Source organism: Streptomyces sp. NPDC058375, assembly GCF_042723425.1.
GTDB lineage: Bacteria > Actinomycetota > Actinomycetes > Streptomycetales > Streptomycetaceae > Streptomyces > Streptomyces durocortorensis.
The window spans coordinates 1-23,383 of sequence record NZ_JBHXJG010000110.1 but is presented as its reverse complement, the minus strand read 5'-3'; the positions used below and the strand labels follow the sequence as shown (position 1 = coordinate 23,383).

Genomic DNA, 23,383 nt, shown 5'->3' with positions numbered 1-23,383 from the left:
CGGTACGGCCCGCCAGCACGGCGGGGATGCGGTGACACGGCGGGGACGCGATGCGCTGAGCGTCCGGCGTCCGGCCGGAGCCGTGCCGGACCGACGGCTCAGCGGCAGACGCTCGCTGAGCCGCCTCTGCCGCCGTGTCCGTCCCGCCGCCCGGTCGTCATGGGCAGCCCATGACCTCTCCACCACACGGCTGGGCGCGGTCGGAGCGCCTCCACGCCGATTCGGTGCCTCATAGACGGCCCTGGAGCGGCATCACGCCGGGCGCAGCCGCCGCAGCGCACTGAGGACGGCCAGCGGCGTGGCGGTCGCCCAGGCCTGCGGCGAGCAGGAGTGGGGGTAGGGCACGGGGCGCGAGTGCTCGGTACGTCCGTATCCCGCGAGCACCTCCGGCAGCCGGTGGCCGTAATACGCGGAGGCGTCCAACAGGCCCTGGGACAGCGTGCGTGCCTCGTCGGCCAGGCCGTGGCGGGCGAGGCCCAGCAGGATCACCGCGTTGTCGTGGGGCCAGCAGCTGCCGCGGTGGTAGGAGAGCGGGTGGTACGCCCGCTGTCCCGAGGCCAGCGTCCGCACAGCCCACCCGGAGAAGAAGTCGGGCTCCATCAGGCGCCGTCCCACCCGCCCGGCCTGTTCCGCGTCGAGGATGCCCGACCACAGCAGGTGACCGGCGTCCGAGGCCAGTGCGTCGGCCTGACGGCCCCGGCCGTCCAGGGCGAGCGCGGGGAAGTCGGCCTCCGGCATCCAGAAGTCACGCGAGAAGCGGTCGCGGAGCTCGGCGGCGGCCCGCTCCAGCCGCTCGGCGTACGCCGCGTCGCTCCAGCAGGTGCGTGCCAGCCGAGCGGTGCGCACCAGCGCGTCGTAGGCGTACCCCTGTGCCTCGGACACCGCGATGGGCCCCTCGGCCTGCGTGCCGTCGGCAAAGCAGACCGCTCCGGCGGAGTCCTTCCAGTTCTGGTTGACCAGACCCCGCACATCGGGGGTGTAGACCAGGTATCCGTGCTCGTCGAGTCCGCCGTCGCGGAACATCCAGTCCACCGCCGCCCGCGCCGGCCCCTCCCACCGGGAGGCGGGTGAGGGGTCGCCGGTGGCCCGCGTGTACTTCTCCAGGAGTACGAGGAAGAGCGGGGTGGCGTCGATCGAGCCGTAGTAGCGGCCGTACGGGACCTGGCGGAAGTGGGCCAGCTCGCCGTGCCGGATCTCGTGGACGATGCGTCCCGGCTGCTCGCCCCGGTCCGGGTCGTGACCGGTTCCCTGGGTCGCGGCCAGCGCGCTCAGAGTGGCCGCGGCGAGTTCCGGTCGGTAGGGCAGGGCGAACAGAGAGGTGAGCAGGGAGTCCCGGCCGAAGAGGGTGAGGAACCATGGAACCCCGGCGCCGGGCACCCGGACGAGCTCCCCGCCCGTGCCGGTCACCGGCACCCGGAGTCCCGCCAGATCGCTCAGCCCCCGGGCGCAGGCGGCGGCCAGCGAAGCGGGCGCGTCGGCCGGCAGCGACAGCGGGACGTCGGTGAAGGCCTCGGTGTCGCGGGCCGTTTCGGAGCGGGCCTCCTGCGGCGTGGTCACGGCTGCGGACGCCGGCGCGCCGTGGGCGTACGCCGTGGCGGTGAGCGTGAGGCTCGCCGAGCCGTGGGCAGGCACGTCCAGCCGCCATTCCAGCCGCTGCGCGGTGCCCTCGTCACCGTCGGGCCGGACGGAGGCGGGGGCAGGGCTCGCGTGCACGGCTGTGCGGGAGAGCCAGTGACCGCGCCGGTAGCTGAAGGTGACCCCGTCCGGCCCGGCCTCCGCCGCTCGCTCCGCGCCCTCCTTGAGGTAGCGGCGTTTGTCGGAGCGCAGTTCGAACTGGTCGGCGAAGTCGGCGTCCAGGGTGAACACGAGGATCGCCGTGACGGGGGAGGGGAGGTTGTTGACCAGCCGCAGATGCTCCGTCAGTACGCCCTCGCCCACAGCCTGTTCGCGAAAGATCGTGTAGTCCGCCGGCTCGTCCCGGGTGCCCGGCGGGGTGAGAACGCACCGGGCGGAGTGCTCTCCCGAGGACGGCACCAGGACGGTCGGGGCGGTGCCGCCCACGCTCAGGGCCAGTCGGCTCAGATGGCGGGCGTCGCGATGGAAGAGTCCGTCCGGGGTCGTGCCGCCCCGGCCGGTGATGGAGCCGTCGGTGCCCAGGACAGCGAAGGTGCCCGAGCGCACCAGCGTGGGGCCTTGCCCGTCGTTCACGTGTCCGCTCCCTCGGTGAGGCCGGGGTCCGTTTCGCCGTTCGCCACCGGCGCGGTGGCCAGCAGGTCCAGGGCGAGGGCGGCCGTCCAGCCGAAGTTCCTGGTGCCGCGCGCCTGCGCGGTGACCGGGTCGACGTATTCGGAGAAGCCGCTGGAGCCGGCCGCGGCGAGCATGGCCCCGCGCAGCGCGTCGGCGGCAGAACCGTAGCCGTACTGCCTCAGCCCCCGCTCCAGCAGCCAGTTGGTGTTGAACCACGCGGGCCCGCGCCAGTAGCGGGACGCGTCGAAGGCCGCGCCGGAGAAGTCGTAGCTGGGCGCCATCGGCACCTCACCGAGGCGGAAGCCGTCGCCCGTCGCCGTGGCGATCAGGGCCCGCACGATGTGCGGCGGCAGCCCGGGCACGACGAGGGGCACGAGCCCGGCGACGCTGCGCTCGGCGATCAGCCCGCCCCCGACCACGTCGTGACAGAGGAACATGCCGGCGGTGGGCGACCAGAGCCGCTCCACCAGAGCCGCCTTGAGTCGCTCGGCCCGCTCCTCGTGGCGGGCGGGGTCCGCCCCGGCCTCCGCCGCGATCCGGGCGAGCGCGTGCTCCGACACGATCAGCAGGGCGTTGACGCACGGATCCTCGATCGCGAAGGCGTGGCTGCCCCGCGCATCGGTGTATCCCGCGTCGCGGTAGTCGGCCGCCAGCCGCACATAGCGCCCGTAGTCCAGATCGGTGGGGCGCTCGGCGGGCTGTCCGTGGTCGAGGTCGGCCCGCCGGTAGCTGCCCGGGGTCATCGGCTCGACCCGTTCCAGTGGCTTGTCCCAGCAAGGACTGTTGTCCATCCCGGCCTCCCACGGGTGCACCACCGAGGCCAGCCGGCCGCCCCCCAGGTCGCGCGGGCCGGTGAGGTACTCGTGCCAGGCGGCCAGGGCGCCGTACACCCTCTTCAGGAAGCCGCGCCGGCGTGAGGTGCCCGGGTCGGCGAGGTGGACGAGCCAGGCGGCCAGCGCGTGCACGGGCGGCTGGACGATGCCGGAGGTCTCGGTTCCGGCCGGAGAGCCCGCTGCGGCTCCGGCCCGTGAGGAGCGCCAGAAGTCGGGGCTGGGGAAGTACGCGTCCAGCGGCACCGCCGGGTTGAAGACGATGTGCGGGACGCGTCCGTCGGCCCATTGGGCGCCGAGCAGGCTCTCCAGCTCGCGCTGGGCACGGCGTACCGACAGGTGGCGCAGGCCGATGGCGATGAACGCGGAGTCCCAGCTCCACTGGTGGGGGTACAGACCGCGGGAGGGGACGGTGGAGGCGCCGGTCCAGTTGGTGAGCAGGACCCGTGCCGCGCCGCGCCGGAGCGTCAGGTCTCCGGTGGCGGCGGGCACGGGAGTGGTGAGGAGCGTCGTCACGCGCCGGACCTCCGCAGGAACGCCGGGATGGAGCGGACGGCCGCGACGGGGTCGCCCGTCAGACGGCACTCGGCGGCGAGGTGGCCCTCGTAGCCGATGGTGTGCAGCGCGCCGATCCAGGCGGGCCAGTCCAGGTGGCCCGCGCCGGGCTGGAACCGGTTGGAGTCGCTGACCTGGGCATGGCCGATGTAGGGGGCGGCCGCGAGGATGGCGGCGGCGGGATCGGCTTCCTCGATGTTCATGTGGTAGCTGTCGATGCCGATGCGCACCGAGTCCAGGCCCACCGTGCGGATCAGCTCGGCTGCCTGCTCCAGGCGGTTGACCATGTGGTCCTCGTACCGGTTGAGGGGCTCCAGAAAGAGCTCCGCGCCCTCCTTGCGGGCGTGCTCGCCGAGCTCGGTGAGGCCCGACAGCAGTACCTCGCGGTCCTGCTCCTCGGTGCGCGGCGGCTCGAAGGGCGGCAGCCGGCGGGAGAACATTCCGTAGGAGGCGGGGGTCTGCACGCCCAGCGCGCCGATCTGTGCCGCAACGCTGATCTGGGACTTCATCTGGTCCAGCGCGTCACGGCGCAGGCTCTCGTCGAAGGCGGCGAAGAAGTGGAGCATGTCGACGCAGACGGTCGGCATGACCACGCCGTCGGCGGCGGCCCGGGTCAGCTCGGGCAACCGGTCGCGGAAGTGGAAGTCACCCTTGGAGCGCAGTTCGATGGCGTCGAACCCGGCGTCCTGGGCGAAGGCCCATTTCTCCTGGAGCGAGTCGCCGGGAAGAAGCTGTTCCTGGCAGGCGGTCTTGAGCATGGGGTGGATGCCTTTCGGCGCTGGGGGCGCGGGGGTCCGGTCCGTCGGCGACGGCCGGGCCGGACTCGACCGCGTGGACGGCGGGGGCGGTTGGGGCGGCGGGGCTCAGAACTCCAGGACGACCTGGAGAGCCTCGGCGGGCCGCTCGTCGAGCAGGACGTAGGCGTCGGCGGCATCGGCCACCGGTACGACATGGCTGACCAGGGACTTCACATCGACCTGGCCCTCGGCCACCAGGGACAGGAACGTCTGCTGGAGCCGTTCGACGGTCCACCGGCCGGCCAGCTGGGGCGGCACCCCGCCGATCTGCGAGGAGATCAGCTGGACCCGGTTGTGGTGGAACTCGTCGCCCAGCCGCAGTCCCGTGCCGTCGCCCTGGTAGAACCCGGAGGCGACGACGCGGCCGCCCACGGTCACCGCGCGTACTGCCTCGTGCAGGGCCGGATGGACGCCGCTGATCTCGATGGCGACATCGGCGCCCGCCCCGCCGGTGGCCTCGCGGATGCGCATCGCGACCTCGTCGGTGCGCGCGTTGAGGGTGTGCCGCGCCCCGTACGTGAGCGCGGTCGCGAGGCGGCTCTCGATGGCGTCGACCGCGGTGACCCGGGCGCCGCTGAGCTGGGCGAGGCGGGTGGTGAGCAGACCGATGACCCCCTGCCCGAAGACCGCGACGTCCTCGCCGAGATGGATGTCGGCGGCGAGGATCGCGTTGTACGCGATGGCGCCGACCCGGGCGAACGCTCCGGCGAGCGGTTCGAGTCCGGCGGGCAGGGTGTGGCCGATCATCCGGACCGCCGGGACCACGCCTTCGCTGCGATGGCCCCAGATACCCCAGACCAGGTCGCCGACGGCGGGCATGCCGGGGGTGGAGACCAGCTCGGGGGAGACCTCGGTGACCTCGCCGACCTCGGAGTAGCCCCAGCCGGCCACCGGGTACTCGATACCGGCGGCCCCGTCGCGGAACAGCCGGCTCTCGGCGTCCCAGGTTCGGGTCAGGTAGGGATTCGTCCCCCGGTAGGCGGTGAGTTCGGTGCCCGCCGAGATGCCGGAATAGCGAGTACGTACCCGCAGATGCCCGGCCGGAAGGGGAGCACTCTCGTGCTCGGCGACTTGGACCTGGCGGGGGCCGGTGAACTGGACGACGCGTTCCACGGGGTCTCCGTACTGCTGGGAGGTGTGCTGCTCGCTGACTTAAGTCGAAGATATCTGAAGCTTATGTCTTGTCAACCGGCAAAAGTGGTGCTGTGATGCTTGCGGAAAATGCGTAAGTGGCGTGAGGACACAGAATGGTGATGAAAGTCCGACGGTCAAGGGCGGCCCTGACGGGGCTCGCCGTGACCCTGGCCGCAGGTCTGCTGGCCGGCTGCTCCGGTGGCTCCGGCGAAAAGGGGCGGGCCGACAACAGGATCACGGTGTGGTCGCAGGAGAACCTGCCACCGCGCATGGCCGCGACGCGGAAGGTCGTCAGCCGCTTCGAGAAGGAGAGCGGGATCAAGGTCGACCTCGTCGGTGTCGACGAGGCGCAGCTGCCCCAGCTGATCATGTCGGCGGCGGCGGCCGGGGAGCTCCCCGACGTCATCGGGGCCGTCCCCATGGGTCAGGTCTGGCAGATGTACGGCAACGGACTGCTCAACACCGAGATCGCCGACCGGATCGTCGAGGACCTGGGCCCGAAGACGTTCAACCCCAACGCGCTCGCGCTCACCGAGGACGGCGGCACCCGGCTCGGCGTCCCCTCCGACGCCTGGCTCCAGCTCCTCGTCTACCGAAAGGACCGCTTCGCGGACGCCGGCCTGCGGGCACCGGACAGCTACGGCCGCGCGCTGAAGGCGGCAGCCGAGTTGGACGGGGACGGCCGCGACGGCATCTCGCTGGCCACCGACCCCTCGGATGTCTTCACCCAGCAGAGCTTCGAGGACCTCGCCCTGGCCAACGGCTGCGAACTGGTCGACGAGGCCGGTGACCCCGCCCTCGACTCACCGGCCTGCGAGGCCGCGTTCACCGCCTACGACGACCTCGCCCGCAAGCACGGCGCGCCCGGAACGCAGAGCGTGGACACCACCCGCGCCTCCTACTTCTCCGGCACGTCGTCGATGATGGTCTGGTCCTCCTTCCTGCTGGACGAGCTGGCCGGCCTCCGTAAGGACGCCCTGCCCAGCTGCCCCGAGTGCAAGAAGGACCCGGGCTTCCTCGCCCGTAACACCGAGGTCGTCACCTCCCTCCAGGGCCCGGACGGCGAGAAACCCGCCCAGTTCGGCGAGATCACCTCCTGGACCGTCACCAGGACCGCCGAGACCGGTGCCTCCCGCGCCTTCATCGAGTACATGATGAACAAGGGCTACGAGGACTGGTTCGGCATGGCGCCCGAAGGCAAGATCCCGGTCCGCACCGGCACTCCGCAGGCCCCCGGCTCCTTCGAGCGGGCCTGGCGGGGCAGCGTCATGGGCGTCGACCGCCGCGAGTCCCTGCAGAAGGCCTTCCCGCCCGAGTTGCTGGACCGGCTCGTCGACGGGGTCGGCGACATGAAGCGCTGGGGGCTCACCCAGGGACAGGGAACCCTCGTCGGCGCGACCAACGGCGAACTTCCCGTCGCCAAGGCGATCGGCGCGATGACCAGCGGCCAGATCTCACCGAAGGAGGCCGCGAAGGAGGCCAACGACGAAGTGGCCGCCCTCCAGAAGTCCCTCCAGTAACCGGCGGCCCCCGGCACCAGTAGCCGTGGCCGGACGCCGCACACCGCCCCCTCACCGAGGTAACCGACCCATGAGCACACTCCAGCGCGACGCGAAGAAGCGCCGCACCCAGCCGCGATCGGCGGACAGCAGGGAGAACCGCGCGGGACTCGCCTTCGTCACCCCCACCTTCCTGGTCGTCCTCGTCGTGGTGCTCCTGCCCATCGCGTGGACCGTCCTGCTCGCCTTCCAGAACGCCAAGCTCGTCGGCATCCAGGAGAACGGCCTCTTCGGCCGCTGGACCCTGGACAACTTCTCCCAGGTCTTCGGCTCGCCCGGCTTCTGGAGCAGCCTGGGCACCACGCTCCTGTACACCGTCGGGGCCACCGCCGGATCGGTCGTCCTCGGCCTGACCGCCGCCCTCGCACTACGCAGGCCCTTCCGCGGCCGCGGCGTCCTTCGCGCGGCGATGCTCCTGCCGTACGTCGCCCCCGTCGTCGCGGTCGCCTTCGTCTGGGAGATGGCGCTCAGCCCGCAGTACGGCTTCGTCAACGACTGGGGACGAAGGTTCTTCGGCTGGGACGACCCGATCGCCTTCCTGTCGACCCGGTCCTACGAAGTGGGCGTCCTCGGAATCCACTTCGACATCCCGCTCGCACTGCTCACCGTCATCGCCTTCGAGGCCTGGCGCTACTTCCCCTTCGCCTTCCTCTTCATGCTGGCCCGCCTCCAGGCGGTACCGGCCTCTCTGGAGGAGGCCGCGGAGGTGGACGGCGCCACCGTCTCCCAGCGTTTCCGCCACGTCCTGCTGCCGCAGCTGATGCCTGTCATCGCCCTGCTGTCCGTGCTGCGCTTCATCATGACGTTCAACAAGTTCGACGACATCTATCTGCTCACCGGCGGCGGCTCGGGCACGGACGTCGTGGCCGTACGGGTCTACGACTTCCTGACCTCGCGCTTCGACGTCGGAGCCGCCTCCGCGCAGGCGCTCGTCCTCGCCGTGGTGCTCATGGTTCTCCTGGGCGTCTATTTCAGGTTCTTCGCCAAGAAGGTGCAGGAGGAATCGGCATGACCGCCACCCCGACCCTGGAAAGCGTCCGACCCGAGCGGACCGCGGACTCCCCGCCCACCGCGCGGCGGCCCAGGACCCCGCTGACCCGCGCGCGTTTCGAGGAACTCCTCTTCGGAACCCTGCGCCGCATCGTGATCGTCTTCCTGGTGGCGATCACCATCCTGCCCTTCTACTACATGCTGACGCTCTCGGTGAAGCCCATCGACGCACTGCTCCAGGACCCCGGCAGCCTCTGGGTGTCGGCGAAGAACATCACCCTCACCACGTACGAGAGCGTCCTGAAGCCCGCGTCCGAGGGCGGCCAGGGCTTCCTCGGCATGCTGCTCAACTCGGCGCTCGTCGCCATCGCCACCGTCCTGCTCACCCTGGCCGCCGCCGTACCCGGCGCCTACGCGGTCAGCCGGCTGAAGTTCTTCGGCGGCCGTCAGGTCAGCGCGCTCTTCCTGGCTGTCTACCTCTTCCCGGCGACCCTGCTCGCCGTGCCGCTCTTCGTCATGTTCGCCAAGATGGGACTTTCCGGAAGCCTCGTCGGCCTCGCGATCGTCTACATCGCCCAGACCGTCCCCGTGTCGATCTACATGCTGAAGAACTACTTCGTCACCATCCCGTTCAGCATCGAGGAAGCCGCCGCGATCGACGGCGCCTCACGGCTGCAGACCGTCCGCAGGATCATCCTGCCGCTGGCGATGCCGACCCTGATGGCCACCGGGCTGTACGTCTTCATGATCGCGTGGAACGAATTCCTCTTCGCCCTCCTCTTCCTGGCAGCCGACCCCGACGCCTGGACGGTCTCCCTGGGACTCCAGCAGCTGGCCAACGGCATCGAGGTGTCCAAGACCGTACTGATGGCCGGCTCCGTCGTCCTCACGATCCCCGTGGTACTGCTGTTCTTCGCCGCCGAACGGCTGCTCACCGAGGGGCTGACCAGCGGGGCCGACAAGAGCTGACGCCCACTCACCGGGCACCGGCATCGGGCGGCGACGGAACGCCGATGATCGAACTAGGATGGCGGGGATGGCAGGAAACCAGGCCAGCGCGGGACATCTGCTGCGGCTCATCCGCAGCGGTGAGGCCACCACACGCGGAGAGCTCCAACAGGCCACCGGCCTCTCCCGGTCGACCGTGGGACACCGGCTCGACCAGCTCTTCGGCGCGGGCTGGCTGCGCGGCGCCACCGGCACCTCCACCGGCGGACGCCCCTCGGCGCGCCTGGAGTTCGACCCCACCCACGCGGTGGTGCTCGTCGCGGATCTGGAGACCCGGCATGCGCGCGCGGCCGTCCTCGACCTCGCGGGCAGGACCCTCGCCGAGCACACCGGCGACCTGGTCATCGCCGACGGACCCGACCGGGTGCTGGACGAACTCGCCCGCTGGTTCGGCCCGCTGCTCGCCGAGGCCGCGGTATCCGCCGACAAGGTCTGCGGAATCGGACTGTCCGTTCCGGGCCCCGTCGAGTGGGAGACCGCGCAGATCGTGCAGCCGCCGATCATGCCGGGCTGGGACCGCTTCCCGGTCCGCGAACGACTCCGCGACGCCTGGCTGGAGCATGTGGGCCCGGCGCCAGGGACCGGCCCGCTGCCCGTCTTCGTCGACAACGACGCCAACCTGATGGCCCTCGCGGAACAGCGGGCCGGCCATCCCCGGTGCGACGCCTTCGTCCTGATCAAGGCAGCGACGGGAATCGGCGCCGGAGTGGTCGTCGGCGGCGAGATCTACCGGGGCATCGACGGCGGCGCCGGCGACATCGGGCACATCCGGTTGCACGACCGCCCCGACGCACTGTGCATGTGCGGCTCCTACGGCTGCCTGGCCGCCGTCGCCAGCGGCCGGTCGATCGCCGAGCAGCTGACGGCGATGGGTATCCCCACCGCCTCGGGTTCCGATGTCCGCGCCCACCTCGCCGCGGGCGAGCCGCACGCCGTACGGCTGGCCCGCGAGGCCGGTCAGCGGGTCGGGGAGGTGCTGGTCACCGTCGTCACGCTGCTCAATCCGGGCGTGCTGATGATCGGAGGCGATCTGGCCGGCACCCCGTTCCTGACCGGCGTCAGGGAACTCATCTACCAACGGGCCATGCCCCGCACCACCGCCCGCCTTCAGGTGGTCACCTCCGAACTGGGGGACAAGGCCGCCCTGGCAGGGGCCGGCGTCATGGTCGTCGAGCACCTGTACGCCCCCGACCGGGCCGACGCCCGTCTCACGGGCCTTGCCCGCAGCGGCGACGCCGCCTGAACCCCTCTCACGTCGACGACGGAGCCGAGCATGTCCTCAACCACCCCCCTTCCGCACGCCTGGACCGGCCGACCGGTCCGGGTCGGCCTCGTGGGCGCCGGACCGTGGGCGCGCGCGACGCACGCCCGCCTACTGGCCGCGGGCCCGGAGACGGCACTCACGGCGGTCTGGGCCCGCCGCCCCGAAGCGGCCGCGGAGATCGCCTCGGCCCACGGGGCCACGGCGGCCGGTTCCTTCGAGGAACTCCTCGACACCTGCGAGGCCGTCGCCTTCGCGGTACCGCCCGCCGTCCAGGCCACCCTGGCTCCGCGAGCCGCGGCGGCCGGACGCGCCCTGCTGCTGGAGAAGCCACTGGGCACGGATCTGGCGAGCGCCCGAGCGGTCGCGGACGCGGTCGCGGAGCACGGCGTGGTCTCCCAACTGGTCCTCACCAAGAGGTACCACCCGACCACCAGGGACTTCCTCGCGAAGGCCGCCACCCTCAAGGTGGCGGGCGCCCGCTCCTGCTACCTCCACGGAGCCTTCCTCGGCGGCGAGTTCGCCACCTCCTGGCGCCTGGAACACGGTGCGCTCCTCGACCTCGGCCCCCACCTGCTGGACCTCCTGGACACCGCGGTCGGCCCGATCACCTCGGTGCGCGCCGCCGGGGATCCACGCCGCTGGATCGAACTGACCTGTGAACACGCCAACGGGGCCATCAGCCAGGCGTCCCTCTCCGGCAGTGTGCGAGTGGAAAGGACGAAGACCCGGGTGGAGCTGTTCGGCCCGGACGAGGAACTGATCTACGACACGGCGGACATCGACCACGAGGAGTGCTGGCCGATCCTCCGACAGGAGTTCGCCACCGCTGTACGCACGGGGCGCAGCACAGGCATCGACGCCGCCCATGGACTACGAATTCAGGAACTGCTGGAACAGGCCGCGAGCGGGGCCCGGCTACTCACGTGACGCGCCGGTGCTGGCGGGGGCCTGCGCAAGGGCCCGCAGCCTGGTCCTCGAACTGACCGGGGCGGCGGCCCGCATCGTGCCCGTACGCGTTCCTCGTCGGATATCTGGGATCCACCCTTCAGTTCCCGGACTGATCACGCTGGGACTTGCGGTCTTCCGCCGCCGGGACCTGGACACCAGGTGAGGGCGCTCACCACCCCGTCCCGCTCACCACCCCGTCCACAGCAGGTGGTTGACGAGCAGAGCCGGAACCGCCGAAGCGACCAGCCACCACCGCACACCCCGGCGGGGCAGCAGCGCCGCCGCGGGCAGCAGCCACAGCAGGAACGGCTGCCAGATGCGCTCGGTCTCCGCCTTGCTCATGCCGGAGAGGTCCGCGGCGAGCAGCGCCGCCAGCGCCGCCAGGACGAGCAACGCCAGCCGCCCTTCCGGGGAGGCCGCCGCAGGGCCGCGCCCCAGTGCCCGTACGGCACCGGGCGCGGCCACCGCGCTCCGGCGCAGCCCGGCGACGGCCGCGAGCCCGGCCGCGACGGTCGCGCAGGCCAGGTTGGCCCAGACCCAGTAGCGGTACGGGCGGACGCCGCCCGCGCCCTGGTAGTAGCGCTCGACCAACAGGTGGTAGGCGGTCCACCAGTTGAATCCGGCGAGGGTGAAGGCCACCGGGACCACGAGCGCGCCGAGCAGGAACAGTGGCACGGGCCGGGCGGTCCGGGCGAGCACCAGGACCGCGAGCAGGACGGCCGCCATCAGCCCCAGCCCGTAACTGAGGTAGCAGGTCCACCCGAACAGCAGACCCCCGCCGGCCGCCGCCGCTGCCGGGAAGCGGCCCCGGCGGGTGGCGGCCAGGGCGAGCAGCGCCACCGACCAGGCGGCGACGGCCGCGAAGTAGCCGTCGGCGGAGACGCCCGCCCAGACGGCGGCCGGGGCGAGGACGAGGAAGGGCGCGGCACGTCGGGCCAGGCGTTCGTCGGCCAGCACCCGCACGGTGATCAGGGCGGCCAGCACCGCCGAACTGCCCACCACGACGCACCAGACGGCTGCCCAGGCGCCCCCGCCGAGCCCGATGCGGTCCAGCCACACGAAGGTCAGCGTCGCGCCCGGCGGGTGCCCGGCGATATGGGCGGGCCAATTGCCGGGTGCGTCGAACAGGATGTGGTCGGTGAAGCCGCGCAGAGTGGCGGGGATGTCCGCGAAGCGGTCGATGACCTGCAGGTATTCGTGCTTGGTGGTGAGCCGCCGCTCGACACCCCGGTACCAGCCGTCGATCAGCGCCATCGAGAAGACCCAGGCCGTTGACCCGGCCCAGGCCGACGCCAGCAGCCCGCGCCAGGGCAGCCGGGCGGCGAGCGGCGGCCCGTACGCGACGACCAGGACGGCCATGGCCAGCGCGGCGGGGGTGCCGGGGCCCAGGTGGGGATCCCAGGAGGCCAGGAAGGGCGGCCACTGGGCGAACAGGGTTCCGTCCCGGTCCTGGATGACCCGGCCGATGAGCACGGCGGCGACGACCAGCAGCACGCCCGCGGCGGCGGCGATCAGGTCCGCCCGCCCCGCGCGCCGGGCGCGGTCGTGGGTGCGGTCCGGCGGTGCGGGCGGCCCGTGGCCCGTGCCGCCGGCGGTGTCCGTGGGGGTGACGTCCTCGGTCTTCACGGTGGCACGCTATGCACACCGGGCGGCGATCGGGCGGTACGGCAGGGCCGCGTCACCGAACCGTCAGATCCATGCCCGGCCGTGACGGGCGTCCGGCCCCTCGTCCGGCGGTGACGTCAGAGTTTCGTCAGGAGTCGCGTCCCCCGTCGGCGCCGTTCGCCGCTTAGCGTCGGCCCCATGCCCGAACGCCGCCCGACCCGCTCCCTCCCCGAGACCTTCCGCACTCTCCGCGCCCTGCGTACTCCCGCCGACCCGGGATTCTGGCGCAGCCCCGTGCGCGGGGCGCGCTTCACCGCCGTGCTCGGCGTCGTCCTGCTCGTCGGCCTCACCCTGCTCTTCGTCACCGGGCTGCTCTCGTACGCGGCCTACAACCCGGACCTGAACCGGGTCAACGACAAGACCCCGGGCAAGGGATGGCTGGGCTTCTACCTGTTCTCCTGGCCGACCGGCCCGCACTGGCTCTACCGACTGACCCAGGGGCTGCACGTCACCGTCGGCATCGTGCTCGTGCCCGTCCTGCTCGCCAAGCTCTGGTCGGTGATCCCCCGGCTCTTCGCACTGCCGCCCGCCCGTTCCGTGGGCCACGCCCTGGAGCGGATCTCGCTGCTGCTGCTCGTGGGCGGGGCGCTGTTCGAGTTCCTCACCGGACTGCTCAACATCCAGCTCGACTACCTCTTCCCCGGGTCCTTCTACACCCTGCACTTCTACGGGGCCTGGGTCTTCCTCGCCGGTTTCGTCACCCATGTCGCGCTCAAGATGCCCCAGGCCGTACGGGTGTTGCGCAACGGCATCCCGCGCGGTGAAAGCGGCACCCCACACCGCGAACCGGACACCCTCGCCGCCCCCGACCCGCTGCCCGCCACCCTGTCCCGGCGCGGCGCGCTGGCCATGGTGGGAGCCGGTTCGCTGCTTCTGCTGATCACCTCCGCCGGCCGCAGCTTCGACGGGCCGCTGCGCCGCTTCGCGCTGCTCACCCCGCGCGGCGGCACCGACCCGGGACCGGGACCGAACGCCTTCCAGACCAACAAGACCGCCGCCGCCGCACGGATCACACCCGCCGACACCGCGGAGAACTGGCGGCTGACGGTACGGGGGCCGGCCGGGGAGTTCCGCTTCTCCCGGGCCGAACTGCTGGCCATGGAACAGCACAGCGCGGAGCTCCCGATCGCCTGCGTGGAGGGCTGGTCGACCTCGGACCAGCGGTGGCGCGGGGTGCGGCTCGCCGACCTGGCGGCGCTCGCCGGATACCCGGACCGGCCGCCGGGCGTGTTCGTCGAGTCGCTCCAGCGCAGCGGCTCCTTCCGCAAGGGCGCACTGCGCGACAACCAGGTCCGCGACGGCCGCTCGCTGCTCGCGCTGGAGGTGAACGGCGCCCCGCTGTCGCCGGACCACGGCTACCCGGCCCGGATCATCGTCCCCGCCGCGCCCGGGGTGCTGAACACCAAGTGGGTCGAGACCCTGACGTTCGGAGAGCTGTGATGTCCACCCGGGCCGTGCCGCCCCGCTCCACCCCGCCCCGCCGCTCGCGCTTCTCACCGCGCCGCCTGTACGGCGAGGGCCCGCTCCACCTGATCCTGCTCGCCGCCACGTTCTGCCTGGCCGGCTACGCGGGCGTACGGCTGCTGGACGGGGACACCGTCGGCGTCCTGCTCTGGCTCGCCGGATCGGCAATCCTGCACGACCTGGTGCTGCTGCCGGTGTACGCCGGGGCCGACCGGGCGCTGCGCGCCGCGCTCGGCCCCCGGACGGCCCTGGTGAACTTCGTCCGGGTGCCGGCGTTCCTCTCCGGGCTGCTCCTGCTGATCTGGTTCCCGCTGATCGCCCGGCGGACCGAACGGCGGTACGAGGCCGCCGCCGGCACCACCCCGGACGTCTACTTCGGCAACTGGCTGCTGATCACCGGTGTGCTGTTCGCGCTCTCCGCGCTCTGGCTGCTGGTCCGGGCGCTCCGCTCCCGTACCGCACGGCGCAGCGAGACGAAGGTCCGTCCCTCCGCACCCCACTGATCGGCCGTCCGCCAGCCGCCCGCGCGGGCGTGCCGCAGCAGGGCCGGCGTCCCGATCCGCGCCCAGGGGAACGGCTCGGCGGCCGCCCCGCGCGCTGCGGGTGCGGCCCTCCCGTCGAGGCCGCCCCGGCCGTCGTCCAGACGGACCCGGACCCGTTCGTCCACGTCCACGGGAGCGGTCTCGGCGATCAGCAGGCCGCCGGCGCCGAGCAGATCGGCCGCCCGGTCCAGCAGGGCGGCCGGGTCGCCGCCGATGCCGATGTTGCCGTCGAGGAGCAGAAGGGTGCCCCAACGGCCCTCCCCGGGCAGCGGGTCGAACACGCTGCGGAGCAGGGCCGCGCCGCCCAGACCGCGCGTACGGGCCACCGCCGCCTCGCTGACATCGATGCCCAGCGCCCGGTGCCCGAGCGAGGCCAGCTCGGCGACCAGCCGCCCCGGCCCGCAGCCGATGTCCAGCACCGGCCCCTCGCACCGGTGCAGCGCGGACAGGTCGGCGGAGCCCGCGTCGGAGCACCAGCGCTCCACGTCCAGGGGCAGCAGCCAGCCGTCGCTGCGGCGCAGGAACAGCGGACCACGGCCGGTGCGCAGGGCGTTGGCGTACGGGTCGGCGCCCCAGGAAGCGGTGCGGACCGTGCCCGGCCGGGCCGGCGCGCCGGAGGCGTACGCGGTGTCGGCGGCGGCCTCGTGGTGGGGCTCGGCCGCTTCGGTGCGGCCCGCGGAGGCCGGTGCGGCGAGTTCGGACGAGGGCACGGTCGTACTCATCGCACCCCCGCCCCGGTCAGCCGGCCGAGCGCCGCGGCGAACCGGCCGCCCGGCGCGGCCGACGCGACCCGGTGGGCGTCGGCCGCGGTGTCCACGTCGACCAGCACCGGCAGATCGCGTACGGCGAGGCCCGCCTCCACCAGCCTGCGCCGCTGCACCGCACCCGTCTCCGGGACGGACATCGGCACCCCGCGCACCAGGGCGGGATCGGGCTCCGCCAGGCCGAGCGCCCAGAACCCGCCGTCCTCGGCCGGACCGAACCAGGCTCCGCAGCCGTCCCAGGCGTCCGGGGCGAGGGCGGGGGTGAGCAGCCCGGCCGTGATCTGCGGGGTGTCCATGCCGACCAGGAGGGCCGGCCCCGTACACCCGCCGAAGGCCGCCGCGAGGCGCTCGTCCAGACCGCCCCCGCTCTGCGGCACCACCTCGAACCCCGGTGGAACCCACGGCCCCGGCCGCCCGTCGAGGACCAGGACCCGCCGCCGGGCGGGGAGGGCGAGCAGGGTCTCCAGGGTGTCCGCGAGGGCCGCGGCGGCCAGTTCGGCGGCCTCGGCGGGGGAGAAGGGCGGGCAGAGCCGGGTCTTGACGCGTCCGGCGACCGGCTCCTTCGCGATGACCAGCAACTCCGTCGGCCCGGCGGGTCCGTACAGGCTCATCGCAGGGCCCCCGTCTCCGCGGGCGCGGCCCGGCCGGGCGCACGGTCCGCCGGTGGCTCGCGCAGGACTCCCCGCATGTCGCGCACCGCGTTCCAGGTCCCGCGCCAGGTTCCGGTCACCTTCGACTTGCCCGTGCGCGGCCGGTAGGGGACATCGCTCTCGGCGACCCGCAGCCCGGCGTCCGAGGCCCTGACCACCATCTGGAGCGGGTAGCCGCTGCGCCGGTCTGTGAGGTCCAGATTTAGCAGATCGGCGCGGCGGGCCGCCCGCAGCGGGCCGAGATCGTGCAGGCGCAGCCCGGTACGGCGGCGCAGCATCCGGGCCAGCGCCAGGTTTCCGGCGCGCGCGTGCGGCGGCCAGGCGCCCCGGCCCTCGGGGCGGCGGCGGCCGAGCAGCAGATCGCACTCGCCGTCCGCGATCCGCCGGACGAAGCCGGTCAGCAGCGCGGGGTCCAGTGAGCCGTCGCAGTCGCAGAAGCAGACGAACTCGGCCTCGGCGGCGAGCAGCCCGGCGTGAGCGGCCGCGCCGAACCCTCTCCGTTCCTCCGTGACGACGCTCGCGCCGAGGGACCGGGCGAGCTCGGCCGAACCGTCGGTCGAGCCGTTGTCGACCACGATCGCGCGCCAGCCGTCGGGGATGCGATCGAGCACCCAGGGCAGCGCGGCGGCCTCGTCGAGGCAGGGCAGAACGATGTCGGCCTTCGGGAGGCCGGTGTGCGGGGCGGGCGGACGCGGAGGAACGGCAGAAGAATCGGTCACCCGCATCACCCTACGGAGACAACTCCGGCATTTAGGGCATCAGGTTCTTACGAAACATGGACATCGGCCGGATGGGGGGCGATCGGGCCCCGGCGCGCCGGGAGCGGGGTGCCACAGTGGAGGCCATGGAGAACACCCCGCCCGCCGACCGTCCGGCCCCCGCTGACCACGGCGCGCGCGGCCGGATCCTCGTCGTGGACGACGACCCGACCGTCGCCGAGGTCGTCGTCGGCTATCTGCACCGCGCCGGATACGCCGTCGAGCAGGCCGACGACGGGCCCGCCGCGCTGCACCGGTTCGCGGCACGCCGGCCCGACCTCGTCGTCCTGGACCTGATGCTCCCCGCCATGGACGGCTTCGAGGTCTGCCGCCGGATGCGGGAGCACGGGCCGGTCCCCGTCATCATGCTCACCGCCCGAGGTGACGAGGAGGACCGCATCCTCGGCCTGGAGACCGGCGCCGACGACTACGTCACCAAGCCGTTCAGCCCGCGCGAACTGGTCCTGCGGGTCGACTCCGTGCTGCGCCGCGCCCGGGCCGCCGTACCGGCGGACGGGGCCGGCCCGCTGTCCGGGGGCGGGCTGAGCCTCGACCCGGCGGCCCGACGGGCCTACCGCGACGGGCATGGACTCGCCCTGACGCTGAGGGAGTTCGACCTGCTCGCCTTCCTCCTGCGGCACCCCGGAAAGGCGTTCGGGCGGGAGGAGCTGATGCGGGAGGTCTGGGGATGGGACTTCGGTGACCTCTCCACGGTCACCGTCCACATCCGCAGGCTGCGCGGCAAGGTCGAGACGGACCCGGCCCGCCCCCGGCTGATCCGCACCGTGTGGGGCGTGGGATACCGCCTGGACCTGGACGCGGAGGGGATGGAGGCGGACGCCGACCGGGCCCGGCCCGAGGGCCACCACGACGGAGCGGACCCGGACCGTACGGGACCGGGCCCGGCCGCCGTCAGCGGTCCCCCGACCGGAGACGGCGCGCTGTGACCGACCTCCTGCTCATCGCCCTCTTCGCCTTCCTCGGAGCGGCCGTCGCCGGGCTCCTCGGCGCAGGCGTCCTGCGCCTCCTGCGCCACCGCTCGCTGGTGGTCTCGTTGAGCGTCGTCGCCGGGGTGGCCGTGGCGGCGATGCTCGCCGGGACGCTGAGCGTTGCCTGGGCGATGTTCCTCTCGCCCCACGACCTCTACGTCGTCACGACCGTCGTCGCGATGGCCGCCCTCATCTCCCTGGCCACCGCCGTCCTGCTGGGCCGCTGGGTGGCCGACCGGAGCCGTGAACTGACGCTGGCCACCCGGTCGTTCGGCGACGGCGGCACCTTCGCCGCGCCCGCCGGACAGCCCACCGCCGAGCTGGCCGCGCTCGCCCGCGAACTGGCCGCCACCAGCGCGAAGCTGGACAGCTCGCGGGAGCGGGAACGCGCACTGGAGACCTCGCGGCGCGAACTCGTCGCGTGGATCTCGCACGATCTGCGCACCCCGCTCGCCGGGCTCCGGGCGATGGCCGAGGCGCTGGAGGACGGCATGGCGGCCGACTCCGGGCGCTATCTGCGGCAGATAAGGACCGAGGTCGAGCGGATGAACGCCATGGTCGGCGACCTCTTCGAACTCTCCCGCATCCAGGCCGGTTCGCTCACCCTGGCACCGGCCCGGATCTCCCTCTACGACCTGGTCGGCGACGCGCTGGCCGGGGTCGACCCGCTCGCCCGGGAGCACGGGGTGCGGCTGGTCGGCGACCGGATCGACGAGGTGCCGGTGGAGGTCGACGGCAAGGAGATGAGCCGGGTCCTGGGCAACCTCCTGATCAACGCCATCCGCCGCACCCCGCCCGACGGCACCGTGGCCGTCGCCGCGCACCGCTCGGACAGCGGTGTCGTGCTGTCGGTGACCGACAGCTGCGGCGGCATCCCGGAGGAGGACCTGCCCCGGGTCTTCGACACCGGCTGGCGCGGCAGCCACGCCCGCACTCCGCCGGCCGGGGCGGGCCTCGGGCTCGCCATCGTGCGCGGCATCGTCGAGGCGCACGCCGGACGGGCCGAGGTCCGCAACGTGCAGGGCGGCTGCTGCTTCTCGGTCACGCTCCCGACAGCGTGACGGCGTCCTCCTCGCGGCGGCCCCGGCTCTCCCGAGCGCGGCCCCGCGCATCGCGCAGCGGGGCCGCCGCGAAGTCCTTCATCCCCTCGGCGAAGGACACCCGGGGCCGCCAGCCCAGCTCCTCGCGCAGCGCCCGCGAGTCCGCCGTGACATGGCGTACGTCCCCGAGGCGGTACTCCCCGGTCACCACCGGGTCCGGCCCGCCGTGCGCGCCGGCCAGCGCGGTGGCCATCTCGCCGATGGTGTGCGGCTCGCCGCTGCCGGTGTTGTACGCGGCGAACGACGCGGGCCGCCGCTCCCGCACCGCCTCCAGGGCCACGGTGTTGGCCGCCGCCACATCGTGGACGTGCACGAAGTCGCGCCGCTGGCCGCCGTCCTCGTAGACCCGGGGGGCCTCGCCGCGCGCCAGGGCCGAGCGGAAGAACGAGGCGACACCGGCGTACGGGGTGTCGCGCGGCATCCCCGGCCCGTACACGTTGTGGTAGCGCAGGGACACCGCCCGGCCGCCCGTCGCCCGCGCCCACGCGGCGGCCAGATGCTCCTGGGCCAGCTTGGTCGACGCGTACACGTTGCGCGGGTCCACCGGCGCGTCCTCGGCCACCAGACCGGGTGTCAGCTCCGCCCCGCAGTCCGGGCAGCGCGGCTCGAAGTTCCCCGCTCGCAGATCGGCCTCCGCGCGCGGTCCTGGGCGGACCGTGCCGTGCCGGGGACAGGCGTAACGCCCCTCGCCGTAGACCACCATCGACCCGGCCAGCACCAGGTCCCGGACCCCGGCCGCCGCCATCTCCGCCAGCAGCACCGCCGTACCGAGGTCGTTGCACCCCACGTAAAGGGGGGCGTCCGCGAAGTCCTTGCCGAGGCCGACCATGGCCGCCTGGTGGCAGACTGCGTCCACCCCGGCCAGCGCCTCGGCCACCGCCTCCCGGTCCCGGACGTCCCCGACGACCGCCCGGTCGCCCGGCAGCTTCGGCGGTGTGCCGCCGGGGTGGGCCGAGGGCAGCAGGGCGTCCAGCACCACGCTCTCGTGCCCGGCCGCGGAGAGAGCGGCGACGACATGTGACCCGATGAACCCGGCTCCGCCGGTGACCAGTACGCGCATGACCGCCACGCTAGGGCCGGGCGAGCCCTCGGGCCGGGCGCGGCGCGCACACGTCACGGGTCCGTAAGGACGTGTACGGCGTGCCGGTCAGCGCACGTGCTGACCGGGGGCCGCGTCGAGGCGCACGAAGGGGATGCGGCGGCCGGCCCGCCGGTAGGAGTCCGCGCTGCCGTCGGCGACGTCGAACCCCATGAAGGCGCACAGTCGGCGGGCGGTGCGCGGGTGGGCGGGAGCGTAGCGGGCCATGATCTCGCCACCCTCCTCCGCACTCGGGAAGTGGGCGGTGACGGCGTAGTGGCGATTGCCGACCTGGATCGTGGTCTTCGGCGTGGCCCGCAGATTGCGGTACCAGGCGGCCTCGGGACCGAAGCCGGAGGCCAGGGTCCAGGTTCCCTGGACGGGGTCGTACGCGACGACCTCCAGGGCGACTCGCCGGTCCAGGCCGCTGTTGCGCCCGGTGTGGTGCAGGAGCAGCAGGCGGCGGCCGAAGACCGGGCCGAGGCCCACGCGGTAGAAGGCTATGGGCAGTCGGGCGAGGCGTCGCCGCCAGCCGCGTGGCAGGGGCGGGCGGCCGTGCCCGGCGGGTTCCTGTGACGTCATCACATCGCCTCCTCGGGACGCGAACGGGAGCGGTGGCACCGTGGGGGCCGCTCGACTCTTAGTTTGTGCAATCTTTGCACAGTCTAAAACTTGGGGCCGGTCGACGAGTGGGGCATCGGCGACGACGGGACGAGGACCGATCGACGAGTGGCGGAGGCAAGGGGGCGGGCGGGGCGAGGCGTGCCGGGAGCAGGGTAGAAAGGTGTCATGGCCAGGAAGGTGGCTCCTGAGGAGCGCATGGACGACGTGGACGCGGTGACCGGGGCGGTGCTGACAGCTTCCCGGCTGCTGGTCGCCGTGTCGGCGCGCTCGCTGGGGGAGGTCGAGGAGCGGGTGACGCTGCCGCAGTTCCGGATGCTGGTGGTGCTCTCCTCGCGGGGGGCCACCAAGCTCGTGGCGCTGGCGGAGCTGCTGGGGGTGGCGCCCTCGACGGCGATGCGCATGGTCGACCGGCTGATCGCGGCGGGGCTCGCGGACCGGCAGACCAACCCGGACAACCGCCGCGAGACGCGGCTCCGGCTCACGGAGGAGGGGCGTCGCACGGTGGAGAACGTCACCGCGCGCCGGCGCCAGGAGATCGCGTCGATCGTCGAGCGCCTCGCCCCGCGGCAGCGGACGGCGCTCATCGAGGCGCTCACCGACTTCAACGAGGCGGGCGGCGAGCCGCCGGCCCCGCTGCCGGACGGAGGCGCCGGACCGCACCCCCTGGGGTGGGGCGACGCGACGACGGCCGGCTGACCGGGCGGCACCTCATAGGGTGGCGAGAATTCGGCCGTACTCCGCCCGCACTCCGACCGTGGTCGGTCGTGGCCGTTCCCCGTGTCGTGGTGGGGGAGGACGCGCTGTAACTCACGCGCGGCGGCAACAACGCTTATTTTGAGCCAGAATTGACCCGTGGTCAGCATTCTGCCGCCTCATGTGCCCTATCGACAGGGCCGGTTGATGAGCTTAGGCTCACCTAAGTTCAAGTGGGCGGCCCCGTCGGCGTGCCTACTTCCCGCACCCTTCCCCTCACGCCTGACAGGCGGCTTTCCCAGACGATGGGAGTGACATGTCTCAGGGTCTTCCTGGCGACACCCCACTGGTCCACGACCTCATCGGCATCGGCTTCGGCCCGTCGAATGTGGCCATGGCGATCGCGCTCAGCGAGCACAACAGCAAAGTCGGCAGGCAGGATTCGGTCACCGCCCGCTTCTTCGAGCAGCAGTCGGGCTTCGGCTGGCACCGCGGCATGCTCATCGACGACGCCACCATGCAGGTGTCCTTCCTCAAGGACCTGGTGACGCTCCGGAACCCGGCCAGCGAATTCAGCTTCCTCTGCTACCTGCAGAGCCGGGGCCGGCTGATCGACTTCATCAACCACAAGAACCTCTTCCCGCTCCGGGTGGAGTTCCACGACTACTTCGAGTGGGCCGCGGCCAAGGTCGACGACCTGGTCTCCTACGGCCACGAAGTCGTCGCGGTCACGCCCTATCTCCACGACGGGACGGTGGAGTACCTGGACGTGACCGTCCGGTCCGCGGAGGGGCTCGCCGTCCACCGGGCCCGCAACCTCGTCATCGGAACCGGCCTGCGCCCCCTCATGCCGGAAGGCGTGGAACGCGGCGACCGCGTCTGGCACAACTCCGACCTGCTGCGCAAGGTCGACCAACTGGAGAGCTCCTCGCCCCCGCCCTCGCGGTTCGTCGTCGTCGGCGCCGGCCAGAGCGCCGCCGAGAACGTCGCCTACCTGCACCGCCGGTTCCCCGACGCCGAGGTCTGCGCGGTCTTCTCCCGCTACGGCTACAGCCCCGCCGACGACAGCAGCTTCGCCAACCGGATCTTCGACCCCGACGCGGTCGACGACTTCTTCGCCGCCCCCGAGGAGGTCAAGAACCGTCTGATGGCCTACCACGGCAACACCAACTACTCCGTGGTGGACATCGACCTGATCGACGACCTCTACCGGCAGATGTACCGGGAGAAGGTCCTCGGCACCGAACGGTTGCGCTTCCTCAACGTGTCCCGGGTGACCGGGGTGGAGGAGAAGCCCGACAGCGTCCGCGCCACCGTGCGGTCCCTGGTGACCGACGAGGAGTCCGAACTCGACGCCGACGTCGTGGTGTTCGCCACCGGCTACAGCCCCGCCGATCCGCTCGGCCTCCTCGGCGAGGTCGGCGAGCGCTGCCTGCGCGACGACGCGGGCCGCGTCCGCGTGGAGCGCGACTACCGGATCTCGACCGACCCCGGCCTGCGCTGCGGCATCTACCTCCAGGGCGGTACGGAGCACACGCACGGCATCACCACGTCACTGCTCTCCAACACCGCGATACGGGTCGGCGAGATCCTCGACTCGCTGCTCGACCGCCGGGTCAAGTCCACCGCCGACGCGTCCCGTCCGGTCGCCGAGGCCGTCGAGGGCGCGGGCGGCTAGCAACCGCTGGACCGCCGCGAGTTGGGCGCTCGGCCCGCCCGTGACC

20 protein-coding genes are annotated in these 23,383 nt (G+C 72.8%); 10 read left to right on the top strand and 10 right to left on the bottom strand.

Annotated features, from left to right (window positions below; all coding sequences use genetic code 11):
- Nucleotides 1-252: 252 nt before the first annotated feature.
- The 4 genes from ACFWM7_RS19150 to ACFWM7_RS19135 all read right to left on the bottom strand — a co-directional run bounded on the left by ACFWM7_RS19150 (nucleotide 253) and on the right by ACFWM7_RS19135 (nucleotide 5,542).
- Nucleotides 253-2,208, bottom strand: a complete 1,956-nt coding sequence (locus tag ACFWM7_RS19150; protein WP_383262218.1) for a glycogen debranching N-terminal domain-containing protein — start codon at nucleotides 2,206-2,208, stop codon at nucleotides 253-255.
- A complete protein-coding gene (locus ACFWM7_RS19145) occupies nucleotides 2,205-3,593 on the bottom strand; it encodes a trehalase family glycosidase (RefSeq protein ID WP_383262217.1) in 1,389 nt (462 codons plus the stop codon). The genes ACFWM7_RS19150 and ACFWM7_RS19145 overlap by 4 nt, the downstream gene beginning before the upstream one ends.
- The gene (locus ACFWM7_RS19140) at nucleotides 3,590-4,390 is read right to left on the bottom strand and encodes a TIM barrel protein (RefSeq protein ID WP_383262215.1); all 801 of its coding nucleotides are present in this window, start codon (nucleotides 4,388-4,390) and stop codon (nucleotides 3,590-3,592) included. Before ACFWM7_RS19140 ends, ACFWM7_RS19145 begins: the two co-directional genes overlap by 4 nt.
- Before the next feature lie 105 nt (nucleotides 4,391-4,495).
- Nucleotides 4,496-5,542 carry a zinc-binding alcohol dehydrogenase gene (locus ACFWM7_RS19135; protein ID WP_383262213.1) on the bottom strand — a complete coding sequence of 349 codons (1,047 nt, stop codon included), beginning with the start codon at nucleotides 5,540-5,542 and terminating at the stop codon, nucleotides 4,496-4,498.
- A 134-nt stretch (nucleotides 5,543-5,676) separates the two neighbouring features.
- Between ACFWM7_RS19135 and ACFWM7_RS19130 the strand changes: the two genes are divergently transcribed.
- The 5 genes from ACFWM7_RS19130 (at nucleotide 5,677) to ACFWM7_RS19110 (ending at nucleotide 11,311) form a co-directional block, all read left to right on the top strand.
- On the top strand, nucleotides 5,677-7,083 hold the full coding sequence (locus ACFWM7_RS19130) for an ABC transporter substrate-binding protein (RefSeq protein ID WP_383262212.1): 1,407 nt from the start codon (nucleotides 5,677-5,679) through the stop codon (nucleotides 7,081-7,083).
- Between the two features lie 70 nt (nucleotides 7,084-7,153).
- Entirely contained in the window at nucleotides 7,154-8,134 is a 981-nt protein-coding gene (locus tag ACFWM7_RS19125) for a carbohydrate ABC transporter permease (protein ID WP_383262210.1), read from the top strand.
- 80 nt (nucleotides 8,135-8,214) lie between these two features.
- On the top strand, nucleotides 8,215-9,081 hold the full coding sequence (locus ACFWM7_RS19120) for a carbohydrate ABC transporter permease (RefSeq protein WP_383262220.1): 867 nt from the start codon (nucleotides 8,215-8,217) through the stop codon (nucleotides 9,079-9,081).
- A 67-nt stretch (nucleotides 9,082-9,148) separates the two neighbouring features.
- Complete coding sequence (locus ACFWM7_RS19115; protein WP_383262208.1) at nucleotides 9,149-10,363, top strand: ROK family protein; 1,215 nt, start codon at nucleotides 9,149-9,151, stop codon at nucleotides 10,361-10,363.
- 30 nt (nucleotides 10,364-10,393) lie between these two features.
- The gene (locus tag ACFWM7_RS19110; protein WP_383262206.1) at nucleotides 10,394-11,311 is read left to right on the top strand and encodes a Gfo/Idh/MocA family protein; all 918 of its coding nucleotides are present in this window, start codon (nucleotides 10,394-10,396) and stop codon (nucleotides 11,309-11,311) included.
- Between the two features lie 207 nt (nucleotides 11,312-11,518).
- Here ACFWM7_RS19110 and ACFWM7_RS19105 read toward each other — a convergent pair whose 3' ends face one another.
- Entirely contained in the window at nucleotides 11,519-12,958 is a 1,440-nt protein-coding gene (locus ACFWM7_RS19105) for a hypothetical protein (RefSeq protein WP_383262204.1), read from the bottom strand.
- 177 nt (nucleotides 12,959-13,135) lie between these two features.
- On the opposite strand from ACFWM7_RS19105, the gene ACFWM7_RS19100 reads away from it, so the two are divergent.
- Complete coding sequence (locus tag ACFWM7_RS19100) at nucleotides 13,136-14,437, top strand: molybdopterin-dependent oxidoreductase (RefSeq protein WP_383262203.1); 1,302 nt, start codon at nucleotides 13,136-13,138, stop codon at nucleotides 14,435-14,437.
- A 394-nt stretch (nucleotides 14,438-14,831) separates the two neighbouring features.
- Here the strand turns inward: ACFWM7_RS19100 and ACFWM7_RS19095 are convergent, their stop codons facing one another.
- The 3 genes from ACFWM7_RS19095 to ACFWM7_RS19085 are packed head-to-tail and all read right to left on the bottom strand — an operon-like array spanning nucleotide 14,832 to nucleotide 17,142.
- Nucleotides 14,832-15,725 carry a class I SAM-dependent methyltransferase gene (locus tag ACFWM7_RS19095; RefSeq protein ID WP_383262201.1) on the bottom strand — a complete coding sequence of 298 codons (894 nt, stop codon included), beginning with the start codon at nucleotides 15,723-15,725 and terminating at the stop codon, nucleotides 14,832-14,834.
- Nucleotides 15,722-16,378, bottom strand: coding sequence for a DUF2064 domain-containing protein (locus ACFWM7_RS19090; RefSeq protein ID WP_383262199.1), 657 nt, complete (start codon nucleotides 16,376-16,378; stop codon nucleotides 15,722-15,724). The genes ACFWM7_RS19095 and ACFWM7_RS19090 overlap by 4 nt, the downstream gene beginning before the upstream one ends.
- The gene (locus ACFWM7_RS19085; protein ID WP_383262197.1) at nucleotides 16,375-17,142 is read right to left on the bottom strand and encodes a glycosyltransferase family 2 protein; all 768 of its coding nucleotides are present in this window, start codon (nucleotides 17,140-17,142) and stop codon (nucleotides 16,375-16,377) included. Before ACFWM7_RS19085 ends, ACFWM7_RS19090 begins: the two co-directional genes overlap by 4 nt.
- A 119-nt stretch (nucleotides 17,143-17,261) precedes the next feature.
- On the opposite strand from ACFWM7_RS19085, the gene ACFWM7_RS19080 reads away from it, so the two are divergent.
- Entirely contained in the window at nucleotides 17,262-18,122 is an 861-nt protein-coding gene (locus ACFWM7_RS19080; RefSeq protein WP_383262196.1) for a response regulator transcription factor, read from the top strand.
- The gene (locus ACFWM7_RS19075) at nucleotides 18,119-19,225 is read left to right on the top strand and encodes a sensor histidine kinase (protein WP_383262194.1); all 1,107 of its coding nucleotides are present in this window, start codon (nucleotides 18,119-18,121) and stop codon (nucleotides 19,223-19,225) included. Before ACFWM7_RS19080 ends, ACFWM7_RS19075 begins: the two co-directional genes overlap by 4 nt.
- On the opposite strand, the gene ACFWM7_RS19070 is transcribed toward ACFWM7_RS19075, so the two are convergent.
- Together ACFWM7_RS19070 and ACFWM7_RS19065 are read right to left on the bottom strand one after the other, a co-directional pair.
- Nucleotides 19,206-20,324, bottom strand: a complete 1,119-nt coding sequence (locus ACFWM7_RS19070) for an NAD-dependent epimerase/dehydratase family protein (RefSeq protein WP_383262192.1) — start codon at nucleotides 20,322-20,324, stop codon at nucleotides 19,206-19,208. The genes ACFWM7_RS19075 and ACFWM7_RS19070 overlap by 20 nt on opposite strands.
- Before the next feature lie 87 nt (nucleotides 20,325-20,411).
- Nucleotides 20,412-20,924, bottom strand: a complete 513-nt coding sequence (locus tag ACFWM7_RS19065; RefSeq protein WP_383262190.1) for a nitroreductase family deazaflavin-dependent oxidoreductase — start codon at nucleotides 20,922-20,924, stop codon at nucleotides 20,412-20,414.
- A gap of 237 nt (nucleotides 20,925-21,161) precedes the next feature.
- Here ACFWM7_RS19065 and ACFWM7_RS19060 point away from each other — a divergent pair, with 237 nt between their 5' ends.
- On the top strand, nucleotides 21,162-21,662 hold the full coding sequence (locus ACFWM7_RS19060; protein ID WP_383262219.1) for a MarR family winged helix-turn-helix transcriptional regulator: 501 nt from the start codon (nucleotides 21,162-21,164) through the stop codon (nucleotides 21,660-21,662).
- Between the two features lie 313 nt (nucleotides 21,663-21,975).
- The gene (locus ACFWM7_RS19055) at nucleotides 21,976-23,337 is read left to right on the top strand and encodes a lysine N(6)-hydroxylase/L-ornithine N(5)-oxygenase family protein (protein WP_383262188.1); all 1,362 of its coding nucleotides are present in this window, start codon (nucleotides 21,976-21,978) and stop codon (nucleotides 23,335-23,337) included.
- Nucleotides 23,338-23,383: the final 46 nt, after the last annotated feature.

Excerpts from the sequence above, each read along its gene's own strand:
- ACFWM7_RS19140 (WP_383262215.1), bottom strand. The coding sequence starts at position 4,390 with ATGCTCAAGACCGCCTGCCAGGAACAGCTTCTTCCCGGCGACTCGCTC.
- ACFWM7_RS19130 (WP_383262212.1), top strand. The coding sequence starts at position 5,677 with ATGGTGATGAAAGTCCGACGGTCAAGGGCGGCCCTGACGGGGCTCGCC.
- ACFWM7_RS19125 (WP_383262210.1), top strand. The coding sequence starts at position 7,154 with ATGAGCACACTCCAGCGCGACGCGAAGAAGCGCCGCACCCAGCCGCGA.
- ACFWM7_RS19115 (WP_383262208.1), top strand. The coding sequence starts at position 9,149 with ATGGCAGGAAACCAGGCCAGCGCGGGACATCTGCTGCGGCTCATCCGC.
- ACFWM7_RS19110 (WP_383262206.1), top strand. The coding sequence starts at position 10,394 with ATGTCCTCAACCACCCCCCTTCCGCACGCCTGGACCGGCCGACCGGTC.
- ACFWM7_RS19100 (WP_383262203.1), top strand. The coding sequence starts at position 13,136 with ATGCCCGAACGCCGCCCGACCCGCTCCCTCCCCGAGACCTTCCGCACT.
- ACFWM7_RS19095 (WP_383262201.1), bottom strand. The coding sequence starts at position 15,725 with ATGAGTACGACCGTGCCCTCGTCCGAACTCGCCGCACCGGCCTCCGCG.
- ACFWM7_RS19090 (WP_383262199.1), bottom strand. The coding sequence starts at position 16,378 with ATGAGCCTGTACGGACCCGCCGGGCCGACGGAGTTGCTGGTCATCGCG.
- ACFWM7_RS19085 (WP_383262197.1), bottom strand. The coding sequence starts at position 17,142 with ATGCGGGTGACCGATTCTTCTGCCGTTCCTCCGCGTCCGCCCGCCCCG.
- ACFWM7_RS19080 (WP_383262196.1), top strand. The coding sequence starts at position 17,262 with ATGGAGAACACCCCGCCCGCCGACCGTCCGGCCCCCGCTGACCACGGC.
- ACFWM7_RS19070 (WP_383262192.1), bottom strand. The coding sequence starts at position 20,324 with ATGCGCGTACTGGTCACCGGCGGAGCCGGGTTCATCGGGTCACATGTC.
- ACFWM7_RS19065 (WP_383262190.1), bottom strand. The coding sequence starts at position 20,924 with ATGACGTCACAGGAACCCGCCGGGCACGGCCGCCCGCCCCTGCCACGC.
- ACFWM7_RS19060 (WP_383262219.1), top strand. The coding sequence starts at position 21,162 with ATGGACGACGTGGACGCGGTGACCGGGGCGGTGCTGACAGCTTCCCGG.
- ACFWM7_RS19055 (WP_383262188.1), top strand. The coding sequence starts at position 21,976 with ATGTCTCAGGGTCTTCCTGGCGACACCCCACTGGTCCACGACCTCATC.